Source organism: Desulfoluna butyratoxydans (assembly GCF_900699765.1).
GTDB lineage: Bacteria > Desulfobacterota > Desulfobacteria > Desulfobacterales > Desulfolunaceae > Desulfoluna > Desulfoluna butyratoxydans.
Window position 1 is genome coordinate 23744 of the sequence record NZ_CAADHO010000019.1, and the last position, 14036, is coordinate 37779.

Sequence of the window (14036 nt, forward strand, 5' to 3'; positions counted from 1 at the left end):
GGGCATGGTTTTTCATCTGTTTTCTCTCACGTGGCATCATATTCGGAGCGCCGCACTCCTGTGCGGCTTTTTTCGTAGACCGATGCGTTTGCCGCACTGGAGTGCGGCACTCCAGGAGTTTTGTTTTTAAGATCCTTCCATGCTGTTCTGATAGGAAAACTTGGCTCGCAAAAAGTCGGCGGGCCGCGTCTGAACCCGCCTGAGCCAGATGGCTCTCAGCTCTTTGTCCGACATTTGAGCGCTGCCTTCCATTGTCTCTTCCCGGCCTCCGCCGGATTTTTCCACGCGGTCGCTGAACACGATTTCGTCTGCCCCAAGCTGGTCTCCGCCGATGCCTCCCTGGTCTCCTTCGGGGGGCGCCATGTTGTCCCGTCGGGCGATGGCAAGGGTTTTATTCTCTTCAGCCTCTTTCCAGCCTGTTCGGGCCAGGAGGGCACCGTCGTAACTTGCAATGGCCGCGTCGTATTTTCCGGCCATCAGAAGAGCATTTCCCCGGTTGAAGAGGCCCTCTTCCGAAGGAACCTGGCCGAAGGCGGCGGCGGCCTGCTTGAACTGGCCGTTGCGGTAGTATGCTTGGCCCCGGCCCATGGGATCAAAGAAGCGCTCGGCGGCTGTGGCGTAGTCACCGCGGGACATGAGCAGGCGGCCCTGCTGGTCCGGGGTGAGAAAGAGCCCGACCAGGGAGCCGCCGGTCTCGCGCAGGGCCATTATGGCGAGGATGACGGTGACGGCGGAAACGGCGATTGCGGCTTTCTTTCCTGGTGTCATGGCATGGGTTCCTTGGGGTTTTTCGTTTATCGCCACCTCACGCGCCATCCCGGCCTGAACCACATGAGGCTGAGCAGGGTTAAAAGGGGCACCAGGGCGTAGCCGCTGTCCTGCCAGTGCTCGCCTTCCTCCGGGGGCCCCGCGTCCACGGGGGTGCTTTCGATGCGGCGGTTCAATGCCTTGATGTCCCGGTCGTCCGGGCTGATGATGGTGAGGCTCGCGTCCACGGCGTCTGCGGCCTGTTTCATCCTCTTTGCGTCCAGGGGCGGGGCAGGGGGACTGTCCGGGGGAACCGGGACCCCTTTGTCCGCGGCAACGGCAAGGATATGCACCGGGAACCGGTGTTCGGCTGCATGGGCTTCAAGGGCCTTGAGCTGGCCTGGGTCCACGCTGTCGGCCATGAGGAGGATAGAGCCGGGCTGGTTGTTCTTTTCCAGTTGTTCTGCGGCAAGGGCCAGGGCTGCGGCTGCCTGGTCTCCCTCTTCGGGCATGATCTCCGGGGAGAGCTCCCCTGCAAAGGTGGTGATGATGGTGGCGTCCCGGGTCAGGGGCATGACCAGGTGGGCGCTTCCGGCATAGGCCACCAGGGCCGTGCGTGCGCCCGGCCTTAAGGCCAGAAGGTCCCTTACTTTGTGGGACGCCCGGGTAAGGCGCGAGGGCCGGATGTCTTCGGCGGTCATGGAGGGGGTGACTTTCACGGCGATGACCAGGGCCGAGGTGTCCTCGGTAAAGGGGGAGGGCGCTTTTTTCCAGGATGGCCCGGCCAGGGCGGTGACGGCAAGGCACCAGAAGAGGATGAGGAGCCCGGCTGGGCGCAGTCGGTTGGCTTTGTCCTGCCCGGTCAGGAGATGGGCAAGGAGGTGCGGTGCGATGACGCCTTCGTAAGGGGTTTTGCCGTGGTGCCGCCTGAGGATCAGGATGGCAAGGCAAAGGGCCGGGACAAGGGCGAGGAGCCACAGGGGTCTGAGAAAATGGAGGTTGTGGATGATCTGCGTCATGTGTGTGCCGCCTCCGTCTTTGATTCCCGGGAATGGCGCGTGGCTCTGGCCGTTCTGGAGAGAAGGGCTGAAGTACCGTGGTAGAGGAAACTCACCACCAGCAGCACGCCCAGGGGCCAGTGGAATAGGTCGGTCCTGGGGCGGTGGCTGATGGTCTCCAGGTCCCGGGTGCTCATCTCATCCAGGCGTTTGTAGACGTCCGAGAGTCCGTCGCGGTCGTCGGCATGGAAAAACGCGCCCCCGGTGGTGGCAGCAACGGCCTTTAAGGTGGCTTCGTCTAATTTCTCCTCACCGGCCGCCCGTGGGTCGCCCACGGCCACGGTGTGGATGGTCACCCCGTTGTCTTTGGCGATGTCCGCGGCTTTGTCCGGGGGCACCAGGCTGCCCGTATCGTTGCCGTCGGTGAGGATGATGAGCACCCTCTCTTTCATGTCGCTGCGCTCAAACTGGGTGATGGCAAGGCCGATGGCATCCCCCAGCATGGTCTGGGGCCCGGCCATGCGGACCTGGGCTTCGTCCAGGAGAATCCGGCAGGTCTCCAGGTCCTCGGTGAAGGGGGCCTGGATAAAGGCTGCGGACCCAAAAAAGATAAGCCCCACCCGATCCCCTTCGCGCTCTTTAAGGAACTCGTGGAGCACCTCCTTGACGGCGGTCAGCCGGTCCACCACCTTGCCCTCCCTGTTTTTGAAATCCGTGGTCTCCATGGAGCCGGAAAGGTCCACGGCAAGGAGCAGGTCCCTGGAGGGCACGGTTTTGGTGACGGCCTCCTCCACCCACTGGGGCCGAGCCAGGGCCGTGACCAAAAGAGCCCACGCACCAAAGACCAGGATGGTGTGGATAAGAGGCATCCCGTGGACCACGGCCCCGGACGAGGCCGTGAGCCCGGTTTTCTTAACGAGCTCATCAAAAAACGGAATCCTGATGCCCTGCTCCCGCTGGCTGTATGCCGGCAGAAAGCGTTTCAGCAGAAGGGGCAGGGGCAGCAGGGCAAAGAGGATGGGGGTGTGGAACTGGAGCATGGGGCTGTCCTTTACATGATCGCAATCACACAGTTTATGCCTCCGGCGACCCTGCCGGGGGCCAAACGTTTGAAACGTTTGATAAACAGATTTGAGATGAATTTTTGGACATCTTCGTGGATGTATTCCTCCGAGAAATGAGGGGGAAAGCATCCGCAACCTGGGGGCCAGGGGATCATTCCATGGCCGCCGGAGGCAGTGCGGTTAAATTAACAATGAGCAAGTAACGACAATGTATCCTGTGACGTCGAAGCTTGAGAGCTATCCTGTATAAACCATCAGCATTTATGTCGGGCGAAGCCCGAGCCGAAGGCCCTTGCGCTTTGGCCCGAGGAACGAGGGACAAAGCGCAAGGGCAATAAGCTTTCGAGGTGGCTCACCTCGCCGCCGGAGGCACGCTTTTTGTCGGTCCCTTTAACCATAGAAGGCAGCTTCTTAAGATCTGAACCGTTACGTTTCATGTTTTTTTATCCAGGTTTCAATCAGGTGAATCAGGTTCTTTGCCTCGGCCGGGTCAAGGGGGGCCTTTGGCTGGTATGGGATGCGGATCAGAAGGCGCCCTGTTCCCTGGGTAAAGGCCGTGGTGGAGAGGCTTGTGTCGAGAAACGCCAGCCAGGGCTCGCCGGTGAGGGCGGCTACGGTTTGTCTGCCGTAGGCGGCAAGGGCGGTGCGTTTAACCAGGACCGGTAAGGGGGCAAGCTCGTCCCCTGTGGGGGGGCTGCCACGATTTATCAGGGCCAGCTCGGCCAGGGCCTCCCGCCGGTACCTGTTGCGCTTCCACCTGAGGGCTGACGTGATCAGGAGCCAGGCAGCGGCCGCCGCAAGGATCCAGGCGATGACATACCACCCCGGGGCCGGGGGCCAGAGTGGCTGCGGCGAAAAGGGGATGATGTCGTGGAGGTTGTCCAGGCTGGTGGGGTCTGTCATCTCTTTTTTCTCACCATGTTCGGGTTGGGCTTATCGGGCTCCCAGGGCGTCGCGGATTTGTTCGGCCGCCCCTGTTGCCGTGTGGATGGGCAGCACCGGGACCCCGTATCGGGTCAACTCTTCGGTGAGGAGGTGGAGCCGTTCATTGAACACCTCCCGCACGAGGGTGCGTTTGTCCTCGTCACTGCTGTCCAGGGACGCCTGGCGCATGCCGTCGCTGATGACGATGGTGCCTGCATTCACCGCATCCGTTGCCGTGGGGTCGTGGATCATGCCGAGGATGATGTCGTTGTGGCGGCCCATGAGCTTGATGTGTCGGCAGGTGTCCTCTGTGATCCCTGAAAAGTCGCTGATGATGCAGATGAGGGTGTCGGTGCGGGCCAGGTGTGCTGTCTTTTCGAGGGCCCGGTCCAGGGCACCGGGGCTCGGGCTGATGCGGCTGTCCACCGTCAGGGCGTGGTTGAATTCGATGATGCGGTTGAGGATCTCCATGACGGTCCTGGCGCTTCGATGGGGGCGGATGTGCCGGATCTCCTCGTCGTTGAAGATCACCGCACCCACCCGATCTCCGGAGCTGATGACCCGCCAGGCTGCAAGGGCCGCTGTTTCGGCGGCGGTGACCGATTTCATGTTGACCCGGGTGCCGAAGAACATGCTCAATCGCTGGTCCACCACCAGCAGAACGGGGCGTTCCCGTTCTTCGGAGTAGACCCGGGTGTGGGGTTTCCGGGTGCGGGCCGTCACCTTCCAGTCGATGCTGCGGATGTCGTCCCCCGGCAGGTAGCCCCGGATCTCTTCGAAATCCAGGCCCCGCCCCCGCAGGCGTGAGGCGTGCCTGCCCGTGAGCAGGCTGTGCACCGGTTGCCTGGGCAGAAAGCTGAACCCCTGGGCCTTGTGCTTCAGGCGGATCAGGTCGCTCAGGCGTGCATAGACGCCGGGGTGCGTATCGCGTCGGTTCATGGTGGGCTTCCTCTTCACGCCACGGCCACGGTTTTTGCCAGCTCGGAAAGTACCTCATCGGCGGTGATTCCGTCCGCATTGGCTTCATAGCTCAGCATGATGCGATGGCGAAGGACGTCGTGGAGCACGGCGCGGACGTCCTCGGGGGTGACGTGGTCGTTGCCTGCGAGCCAGGCGTGGGCGCGGGAACATTTATCCAGGCCGATGGAGCCCCGGGGGCTGGCCCCCACCTGAATCCACTTTTCCAGGTCACCGTCGTATCGCTCCGGGGTCCGGGTGGCGGAGATGAGGTCCACGATATAGGTCTCCACGGCCTCGGCCGTGTGGACGGCGTCGATCTCTTTGCGGGCGTCGAAGATTACCTGCTGGGGGATGGGGGCCGCCGGGGCGCTGTTGCCGTTGGTGGCGCCTGCCTCGCGCCTCACCAGCCTTACGATGTCCATCTCCGTTGCTTCATCCGGGTACGTGATGGAGACATGCATGAGGAACCGGTCCATCTGGGCCTCGGGCAGGGGGTAGGTGCCTTCCTGCTCGATGGGGTTCTGGGTGGCCATGACCATGAAAAGCTCCGGCAGTTCGTGGGTGGTACCGGCCACCGTGACCTGGCGTTCTTCCATGGCCTCCAGAAGGGCGGCCTGGACTTTGGCCGGGGCCCGGTTGATCTCATCGGCCAGGATGATGTTGTTGAAGATGGGACCGGCCTGGAACTGAAATTCTCCCCGGCCCTGGACCGTGTGGTAGACCTCGGTTCCCGTTACGTCCGAGGGAAGCAGGTCCGGCACGAACTGGATGCGGTTCATCCCGGCGTCCAGGTTGGCGGCCAGGGCCTTGACGGCTCGGGTCTTGGCAAGGCCGGGCAACCCCTCCACAAGGAGGTTGCCGTTTGCAAGGAGCCCCAGAAGAAGGCGCTCCACGATGGTCTCCTGCCCCAGGATAGACTGGGACATTCGGGTTTTTAACTCAAGGACGTCGGTTCGGGCGCTCATGGCGAGTTCCTTAAAACAAGGGTTCGGAGGGAAAAGGCGTGATGTGCCGAAAGGCAAAGATGCCGGGGCGCGTTGTGTCGCAGGGGCAAGGGGAGGTCTTGTGGCAGGAAGAGGAGAAATCGGTGGCCCCGGGAAACGGTTCGCTTACGGGCGAAAGGGGCTGCCGGTGAGCCCCGTGTATGATGTTTATGTATACTATGGTGGCAGGGATTGTTCAATGGTATTCGATGATTATCCGATATGGCAAAGGCTGCGCGATGCCCGGGGCCACCATTTCTGAACAGTGCGCCGGGCCATGGTTTGAGGTACTGCTGCCCTTTCCTTACGGCAGGACGCTTTTATCGCGAGAGCCTCATGGCTTTGCATCTGGTTTCATGTATAATCAATGGTATTGAACCTTGTTTTACTTGCTCTTCACCGCAGGGAAGGGAGGTGACATGGGATATCAGAAGGAAGCGTGGGTGACCCAGCTTGAGGAGAGTGTCAATACACTGGAAAAGCTCCAGGCGTATGTCACGGTGTCTCCCGGGGAGAAAAAAGGAATAGAAGAGGCTGAAAAAGGGCATGTCCGGTGGGGTACCACCCCTTATTTTGCCTCTCTCATGGACCCGGAAGACCCCGGGTGCCCCATTCGTCGCCAGATCATTCCGTCCGTGCTGGAAAAGGAGAACCGCTACGGGGTGGAGAATTACCTGGCATGGAAAGAGAACCGGCTGACCAGCGAAACGCGCCCCGACTGCATCGCCCGGCAATACCATGACCGCATCGCCTTTCTTGTGACCGATATGTGCGCGATGTACTGCCGCCACTGTTTTCGCAAGGAGCTGGTGGTGGTGCGCGAGGTTCGGTTTCGTTTTGACATCGAGGAGGGGTTGCAGTGGATAAGGGATCATGGTGAGATCCGTGATGTCCTGGTGACAGGGGGCGACCCCTTTGTGCTCTCCGATGACAAGCTTGGCTGGCTTGTGGCAAAGCTGCGGGAGATTCCCCATGTGGAGATGATCCGCTTCGGCACCCGCACCCCCATCGTGCTTCCGCATCGCATTACGCCGGGGTTGAAAGAGGTGCTCTCCGGGTACCACCGGGTGCCCATCTGGATCAACACCCAGTGCAACCACCCCGGGGAGATCACGGAGCAGACGGCACGTGCGGTGTATGACCTGCTCTCCTGCGGCGTGCAGGTGGGCAACCAGGCGGTGCTGCTTAAAGGGATCAACGACGATACAGAGACGTTCAGGGCCCTTCACCAGAAACTCCTGTCCATTCGGATTCGTCCCTACTACCTTTTCTACTGCGAGCCTGCCCCGGGCATCGATCATTTCCGTACGCCGGTGGAAAAGGGGGCCGAGCTGATCCGCGACGCCATCCGGGGACACACCAGCGGGCTGGCCCAGCCCATGTACGTTGTGGCCACCAGCATCGGGAAGATCATGCTGATGCCTTACTACAGTTACGTGGAAAAAAACGACAGGGAATACACCCTGCGAAATTACAAGGGCGAGATCACCACCCTTCCCAATATTCCTGATTAACCAGGCTGGGTGCCCTTGTGGCGGACGGGCGGCAGTGGTAATGTGGTGTTTCTTTTCTTTGCACAGCTGCCCCGGCTTGCCCGGCGGATGAGAAAACCCAGCGAAATACCGTGAACTGCCTTTTGCATGTTTAAGCCGGTTGAATTGGTTTGCATTACCCCACGGTCATGCCCCTCTGTTGCGTTGACCTGATGGGCTTGTCATGACATATCCGGGCTGCTCCGCCCGCAGATGGGAGCGCGGTGTTGCCCGGACAGATTGTGCGTTTTGGTACAAAGGGATTTTATGCGCGACGACAAACGAGACATTCTGGAAGAGATCCTTGAGACCATGAGCGACTCCGAAAACCCCGAGCAGTCCCTGGACCGCATCGTGGGGATGATCGCCGGGCGATTCGCCACGGAGGTCTGTTCGGTGTACGCCTACAACCCATACGGCAACAGCCTGCACCTGAAGGCCACGGTGGGCCTGACCCGCGAGTCCGTGGGAACCATTGAGATGGATGTGGACGAAGGCCTCACGGGTATGGTCATCGAGACCATGGCACCGGTGTTCATCGTGAACCCTTCGGCCCATCCCCGCTTCAAGTATTACGAGGGCAGCGGCGAAGAAAAATACAAGACCTACCTGGGGGTGCCCCTGATCTACCACCGCAAGGTCCTGGGGGCCCTTGTGCTGCAGACCCTTGCCGAAGAGGGAATTCGGCCGGACGACATCCCGGTGTTCCAGAAGATCGCGGGGCAGCTGGCTGCCACCGTGGCCTACACCATCTTATGGGAAGAGCGGAAGAGGGGAGAGGCCGACGGCTCCCTGGAGCCGGGTGAGGAGGGCGAACCCGAAGAAGAGGACTCCTTTTCCCACCTTCGGGGGGAGCCGGTGTCCGATCGCGTGGCCGCGGGCCATGCCCACTTTACCTTTGAAACCATGGATTTTAACCAGGTTAATCGCATGAAGGTGCGGGACACGTCGGCCGAAGTCCTGCGCCTGAACCAGGCCTTTGAGGCGTCCGAAGCCCAGATCCGTGACGTGGCGAGAAGCGCCCGGAGGCTCTCCGAGCAGGACAGGGCCATCATCGACGCTCACCTCATGTTCCTGGCGGACCCTTCCCTGAAAAAGAAGATCATCGCCAAGATCGAGGAGAAGGTCAGCGCGGAATACGCCCTGAAAAAGGTGATCACGGCGTACGTGAAGATGTTCAAATCCATGGAGGACCCGTATTTAAGCGAGCGAGCCGCCGATATCATGGATATCGGGCGGCGTCTCCTGGCCAACCTTGTGGGCATGGGCGGGGATGCGGGCCAGGCCTTTACCAGGGACACCATCATCGTGGCCTCGGACATCTCGCCCGTGGACCTTCTGGCCATTCGCCAGCCGCACCTGAAGGGCATTGTCCTGGCCAAGGGGGGGCGCACCTCCCACACGGTGATCATTGCTCGGTCCCTGGAGATTCCCATCGTCATCGGGGTGGAGGGGATTCTGGACCATGTGCGGGACGGGGACTACCTCATTGTTGACGGGGTCTCCGGGATTGTGTATGCAAACCCCTCCCAGGAGATCCGGGACGAGTACGCCCGGCGCCGGGAAGAGGGGCTCAAGGCCCGCAAAAAACTCGAAGGCCTGCGGGAACTCCCGGCCCAGACCGTGGACGGCGTCACCGTGGGGCTCGGGGCCAACATCGGCCTGCTCTCGGACATGATGCTGGCCAGGCAGTACGGTGCAGACCTCATCGGGCTCTATCGCACGGAGTTTCCTTTTTTGCTGCGCACCTCCTTTCCTTCGGAAGAGGAGCAGGTGGCCCTGTACCGGCGGGTCATCGAAAAGTCCCAGGGGCGCTCGGTGACCATCCGCACCTTTGACGTGGGCGGGGACAAGTTCCTCTCCTACCTGGACTACCCCAAGGAGGACAACCCCTTCCTGGGCTGGCGCTCCATCCGTCTGAGTCTGGACCTGGAGGATGTGTTCCGGGTGCAGATCCGCTCCATTCTCAGGGCCTCGGTCTTCGGCAACACCCGGATCCTCTTTCCCATGATCACCAGCGTGGAGGAGATCCGGCGGGTGGCAACCCTGGTGGCCGAGGAGAAGGAGAACCTGGACCGGGCGGGTATCGCCTATGACCGGGAGATCAAGCTGGGCATCATGGTGGAGGTCCCGGCTGCCGTGCCCATTCTGGACCGGCTGTTGAAGTACGTGGACTACGTGAATGTAGGCACCAACGACCTGATGCAGTACCTCCTGGCCGTGGACCGGAACAACAAGAAGGTGGCCGTTCACTTCAACGCCCTGCATCCGTCGGTGGTGGCCACCGTGGACCATATCGTCAAGGTGTGCAACCATTTAGGGAAACCCCTGTGCATCTGCGGGGAGGCCGCGGCCGTCAAGGAGAGCATTTTTCTTTTTGTGGGCATGGGGGCCCGCCAGATCAGCATGGTGCCCTCGGCCATTCCCGAAGCCAAGCAGTTCATCCGGTCCGTCCGCGCCACGGACGCGGAAAAGGCCCTGGCCGAGTGCCTTGCCATGGAAGACGCGGCTGAGATAAAAGCCTATCTGCAAGGGTGCCTTCCGTGATAGAAGCAGGCCGGAGTATTTGAAGAAACAGTTACAGTGAAATGAGGATTGAACGAGATGTCATTTGATCGACTTGGCCTTCGTGCCGAACTGCTGAAAGCCATAAGCGACAAGGGCTATGCCCAGCCCACCCCCATCCAGGAGAGGGCTGTGCCCGTGATCCTCGAAGGGCAGGATATTCTTGCCCGGGCCCAGACCGGCACGGGCAAGACCGACGCCTTTGCCCTGCCCCTGGTAGAAATTCTGGGTCAGAAAAAGGGCTACGGCAGGCATCCCCGCGCCCTGGTCCTGGCCCCCACGCGGGAGCTGGCCCTTCAGGTGGGGGAGTGCATCAAAGGCTATGCCCGGCGTGTCTCCCTGCGATGCACCGTGGTGTACGGCGGGGTGGGTATTCATCCTCAGATCACCCGTCTCAAGCGCGGGGTGGACATTCTGGTGGCCACGCCCGGGCGTTTGCTGGACCTTGCCATCCAGCGGCACGTAAAGCTCATGGACATCGAGTTCCTCGTCTTTGACGAAGCGGACCGCATGCTGGACCTGGGCTTCAGTCAGGAGATCTCCCAGATCCTGGAGCTGTTGCCCGAAGAGCGCCGCACCATGCTCTTTTCCGCCACCTATACCCCGGAGATCCGCGAGCTCGCCTCCCGGATGCTCACGAACCCCGCCCAGATCGAGGTCTCCCCAGAAAAAGCGGCAGCAGACGCTGTGGACCAGCGGGTTCATACCGTGGACAAGTCCAACAAGCGGGCGCTTCTTGTCCACCTGATCACCAAGGGCCGCTGGTCCAGGGTTTTGGCCTTTTGCCGCACCAAGCACGGGGCCAACAAGCTTCGGGACAAGCTCATGGAGCGGGGGATCCCGTCGGCTGCCCTTCACGGCAACATGAGTCAGTCCGTCAGGAACCGAACCCTCCAGGAGTTCAAAGAGGGGGGGATCCAGGTTCTCACGGCAACGGATGTGGCTGCCAGGGGCCTTGATATCAGCGGCTTACCCTGTGTGGTGAACTACGACATGCCCAAGATCCCCGAAGATTACGTCCACCGCATCGGCCGTACGGGCCGGGCCGGAGAAAAGGGTCTGGCCATCTCCCTGGTGGGTGCCGAGGAGGTGCCCTTCCTTGAGGCCATCGAAGCCTTTCTCAAGCGCAAGCTTCCCGTGGCCCATGTGGACGGCTACACCCAGGGCCACGAAGTGCCGGATTTTGTGCTCTACCGCCCGGGCAGCACCGGCGGCGGTAAGAAAAAGGTAGACAAAGAGCTCAAAGAGATCGTGGAGAAGCGCAAAACCGCAAAACAGGAGTCCCGGTCCCGCAAGGCAAAATCCAGTGGCTCCGGCAAAAAAGCCGCCACCAAAACGAAAACCCGCACCGGCTCCGGCAAGGCAAACAGCCCCCGGGGCAACGGAAACGCAAAGCCCGGCTCCCGCCCGTCCAGGGGAGGAAAACCCGGCAAGCCCAAGGGACGCCGATAGGCATCCTCCCTTCATCCTTTCCTTTCTGTTACGGCGTCGCCCATGCACCATCCATGGGCGATGTCGCTTCCGATTCCTAACCCCTCAGGCCCATCACATCGTTGACGGCTTCCTCCGTGTCCAGATCTTTTGACAAAAAATGATCCCAAAACAGCAACCAGGCAGCGTGATGTTGCCTCTGGCGGCCCTGCCAAGGACCAGCCTTTTGATGCATTTCCGCCCAAGGGCTACGCTAAGACGCCACAAGAAAGTTTGGTAAACAGGTTTTTACCCTTGGTTCAGTTTGTCATCGCGTTTGGGATGGTTGTTTATCCATGAAATGTTAGGTTTGGGTAACGTTATAACACGCTTGCATTCATGAGGATTAAAAGATATGAATATTAGTAAAATTTTTGCGAATAGCTGAATTTTATTTCCCGAGCTCGTTTGGGATGGCACCGTTATGTGGTGCGTGGTTTATTGAAGCGCGATGTTGATGGTGAAAACCACATGTGTTGTGTTTTGAAACTCAAGAATTGTAATGAATATCGGATGGTTTTGTCTGTTTTTGCGTGGCGGGTGCTACTATCCGATAGGCATGTTATTAATTTTTAGCCCAATCAATATATTTAAGTTGAATAATGACCTTAAAATATCGGATATAGGAAAGAAATAAAATTATGAAAAAAGCGTTTATCAATTTGACCATGACGTTCATTATTATGTTTTCGGTTAGTAATGCGTATGCAGATTTAGATAATTTCCTTTCTAACCTAAATATTCAGGCCAAAGCCGACATAGATAATTTCAGCGCCAGGTTGAGTGCCCAGTTCAGTGTCCCTTATCCTGAAGTCCAGACAATAATCAGAACTGTAGAGTTTCCCGCTGACGTGTTTATGTGCCTTCAACTCGGCAAGATGACAAACACTGAACCAGAGAGTGTCGTAGAGATATACAGGAGCAATAAGAATAAAGGATGGGGAGCTATAGCCAAAGAACTCGGGATCGAGCCGGGTTCAGCTGATTTTCATGCACTCAAGAGAGGATCGTTTTCGTTAGCTGACGGACAGGGTAGGGGAACAAGCAAGGGACAAAAGAAAGGTAAAAACAAGGCTAAAGGAAAAGGGCACAATAAAAAACAAAAAAGCTAACCTGCCGTTTAAATAGTTTTTAACGCTTCTCTTGGGCTCGCTAAAGTAAAACAGGAAAAGCATCAAAACTAAACAGGGGGCAGGCTCTTTACAAATTTTACCGCGGAGTTTTTTTTAAGCGACCCGCCGGAAGCATGTTTTTATTTGCATGAGTTGATGAATGGCTCAAGGGAAGCAACTGCCCGAAAAGGCTCAATGGATCTTGCGCTGATGATGGATGTCCAACGGGCTCTGAACGGCCAGCCCTCCTTTGTTGAGAACGTGGGTGTAGATCATGGTGGTACTGACGTCCTTGTGGCCCAGAAGGTCCTGAATGGTTCGGATGTCGTAGCCTGCCTCAAGGAGATGCGTTGCAAAGGAGTGACGGAAGGTGTGGCAGGTCACCGGTTTGATTATCCCTGCCAGTTTTCGCGCCTTATAAATGGCTCGATTCAACGTCTTTTCATGGAGGTGATGGCGGCGCCTGATTCCTGACCGCGGATCGACAGATAGACCCGACGAAGGGAAAACGTATTGCCAGCCCCACTCTTTGTCCGCGTTTTTATACTTTACGGCCAGGGCGTTGGGCAGATAGACACTGCCCACATCATCAGCCAGGTCTGATTCATGAAGCGCTTTTCTCTGATCCAGATGTTCTCTGAGCCTTTCCTTTGCAACATCCGGAAAAATGGTGATGCGGTCTTTCTGCCCTTTGCCGTCGCGAACGACAATCTGGTTAAGCCCGAAATCAACATCCTTTACCCTCAGTCTCAGGCATTCAATGGCCCTCAATCCGCCCCCGTACAGTAGCTGCCCCATGATCAGGTATTGGCCGGACATCCCGGCAAGTACCCTTTGGGTTTCATCCACCGTCAGCACGGTAGGCAGGCGCATCGGCTTTTTGGCCCGAAAGGCTTTGATCTTGCCTTCAATTTCAATTTTAAGCACCTCTTTGTAAAGAAAAAGCAGGGCGCTGAATGCCTGGTTCTGCGTCGAGGCAGCAACGTTCCGTCTTGTTGCGAGATGGGTCAGGTAGGCCTCAATCTCTTTCTTTCCCATGTCCTTTGGGTGCCTCTTGCCGTGAAAGAGAATGTAACGCTTTATCCAGCTTGTATAAGCCTCTTCTGTCCGAATGGAGTAGTGCTTGAGGCGAATTTTGTCACGCACTTTGTCAAGCAGCCTTGTCTGGGGCGCAGGGCTCACAAATACCTCCTTGCAATTGTTCAATTCAAAGAGTAAGAATTTAACAGCTTGGCTATAAACGGACAGTTGCCTTTGGGGTGATGATACAACTGAATATCCGAGAGAAAGATGTGTGAGTTTAAGGTCAACAATGTTAATGACAACAAACGTCAAGACATTATGCAAGGATGTCTGAAAATGCAAGAAATATAAGAATATGCGACAAATCAGTCCCGTATTCCGGCATATGGTGGATTATGAGACAGCGTTGTCGCTTTTTCCCTTTGAGAAGGTATTATGGGACATATCGGTTCCCAATAAATGGAATACGGGACATGGTGGTCCCATATACCCGGAGATTCATAGAATATCGGACAAAAATGTCCATGTTTCCCTCTGAGAAGGTGTTATGGGACAAAAATGTCCACTAATAATTGTTGAACAAACCCGCTTCGCGGGGGATAGTCATTCGAATAGTCTTTATTTACTCTAACATTTCTGTTTTTCATACAAGCTAAAT

Annotated in this window: 11 protein-coding genes; 4 read left to right on the plus strand and 7 right to left on the minus strand. The window is 58.1% G+C overall.

Annotated elements, in window-relative coordinates; translation table 11 throughout:
* Nucleotides 1-126 precede the first annotated feature (126 nt).
* The 6 genes from MSL71_RS26125 to MSL71_RS26150 all read right to left on the minus strand — a co-directional run bounded on the left by MSL71_RS26125 (nt 127) and on the right by MSL71_RS26150 (nt 5658).
* The gene (locus MSL71_RS26125; protein ID WP_180147418.1) at nt 127-768 is read right to left on the minus strand and encodes a tetratricopeptide repeat protein; all 642 of its coding nucleotides are present in this window, start codon (nt 766-768) and stop codon (nt 127-129) included.
* 26 nt (nt 769-794) lie between these two features.
* On the minus strand, nt 795-1766 hold the full coding sequence (locus MSL71_RS26130) for a VWA domain-containing protein (protein WP_180147421.1): 972 nt from the start codon (nt 1764-1766) through the stop codon (nt 795-797).
* Entirely contained in the window at nt 1763-2785 is a 1023-nt protein-coding gene (locus tag MSL71_RS26135) for a VWA domain-containing protein (protein WP_180147424.1), read from the minus strand. Before MSL71_RS26135 ends, MSL71_RS26130 begins: the two co-directional genes overlap by 4 nt.
* A 450-nt stretch (nt 2786-3235) precedes the next feature.
* Nucleotides 3236-3712 carry a DUF4381 domain-containing protein gene (locus MSL71_RS26140; RefSeq protein WP_180147426.1) on the minus strand — a complete coding sequence of 159 codons (477 nt, stop codon included), beginning with the start codon at nt 3710-3712 and terminating at the stop codon, nt 3236-3238.
* A gap of 30 nt (nt 3713-3742) precedes the next feature.
* The gene (locus tag MSL71_RS26145; RefSeq protein ID WP_180147429.1) at nt 3743-4672 is read right to left on the minus strand and encodes a DUF58 domain-containing protein; all 930 of its coding nucleotides are present in this window, start codon (nt 4670-4672) and stop codon (nt 3743-3745) included.
* Nucleotides 4673-4686: 14 nt separating this feature from the next.
* Nucleotides 4687-5658: an AAA family ATPase gene (locus MSL71_RS26150; protein WP_180147432.1), complete on the minus strand. Its 972-nt coding sequence runs from the start codon at nt 5656-5658 to the stop codon at nt 4687-4689.
* A 437-nt stretch (nt 5659-6095) separates the two neighbouring features.
* Here MSL71_RS26150 and MSL71_RS26155 point away from each other — a divergent pair, with 437 nt between their 5' ends.
* The 4 genes from MSL71_RS26155 to MSL71_RS26170 all read left to right on the plus strand — a co-directional run bounded on the left by MSL71_RS26155 (nt 6096) and on the right by MSL71_RS26170 (nt 12355).
* Nucleotides 6096-7190: a KamA family radical SAM protein gene (locus MSL71_RS26155; RefSeq protein WP_180147435.1), complete on the plus strand. Its 1095-nt coding sequence runs from the start codon at nt 6096-6098 to the stop codon at nt 7188-7190.
* Between the two features lie 285 nt (nt 7191-7475).
* Nucleotides 7476-9755, plus strand: a complete 2280-nt coding sequence (gene ptsP, locus MSL71_RS26160; RefSeq protein WP_180147438.1) for a phosphoenolpyruvate--protein phosphotransferase — start codon at nt 7476-7478, stop codon at nt 9753-9755.
* A 57-nt stretch (nt 9756-9812) separates the two neighbouring features.
* Nucleotides 9813-11225 carry a DEAD/DEAH box helicase gene (locus tag MSL71_RS26165; protein ID WP_180147441.1) on the plus strand — a complete coding sequence of 471 codons (1413 nt, stop codon included), beginning with the start codon at nt 9813-9815 and terminating at the stop codon, nt 11223-11225.
* A 659-nt stretch (nt 11226-11884) separates the two neighbouring features.
* A complete protein-coding gene (locus MSL71_RS26170) occupies nt 11885-12355 on the plus strand; it encodes a hypothetical protein (protein WP_218951145.1) in 471 nt (156 codons plus the stop codon).
* A gap of 192 nt (nt 12356-12547) precedes the next feature.
* Here MSL71_RS26170 and MSL71_RS26175 read toward each other — a convergent pair whose 3' ends face one another.
* Complete coding sequence (locus MSL71_RS26175) at nt 12548-13690, minus strand: integron integrase (RefSeq protein WP_425484463.1); 1143 nt, start codon at nt 13688-13690, stop codon at nt 12548-12550.
* Nucleotides 13691-14036 lie beyond the last annotated feature (346 nt).

Coding starts and splice junctions, on each gene's coding strand:
- MSL71_RS26125 (WP_180147418.1), bottom strand. CDS start 768: ATGACACCAGGAAAGAAAGCCGCAATCGCCGTTTCCGCCGTCACCGTC.
- MSL71_RS26130 (WP_180147421.1), bottom strand. CDS start 1,766: ATGACGCAGATCATCCACAACCTCCATTTTCTCAGACCCCTGTGGCTC.
- MSL71_RS26135 (WP_180147424.1), bottom strand. CDS start 2,785: ATGCTCCAGTTCCACACCCCCATCCTCTTTGCCCTGCTGCCCCTGCCC.
- MSL71_RS26140 (WP_180147426.1), bottom strand. CDS start 3,712: ATGACAGACCCCACCAGCCTGGACAACCTCCACGACATCATCCCCTTT.
- MSL71_RS26145 (WP_180147429.1), bottom strand. CDS start 4,672: ATGAACCGACGCGATACGCACCCCGGCGTCTATGCACGCCTGAGCGAC.
- MSL71_RS26150 (WP_180147432.1), bottom strand. CDS start 5,658: ATGAGCGCCCGAACCGACGTCCTTGAGTTAAAAACCCGAATGTCCCAG.
- MSL71_RS26155 (WP_180147435.1), top strand. CDS start 6,096: ATGGGATATCAGAAGGAAGCGTGGGTGACCCAGCTTGAGGAGAGTGTC.
- ptsP (WP_180147438.1), top strand. CDS start 7,476: ATGCGCGACGACAAACGAGACATTCTGGAAGAGATCCTTGAGACCATG.
- MSL71_RS26165 (WP_180147441.1), top strand. CDS start 9,813: ATGTCATTTGATCGACTTGGCCTTCGTGCCGAACTGCTGAAAGCCATA.
- MSL71_RS26170 (WP_218951145.1), top strand. CDS start 11,885: ATGAAAAAAGCGTTTATCAATTTGACCATGACGTTCATTATTATGTTT.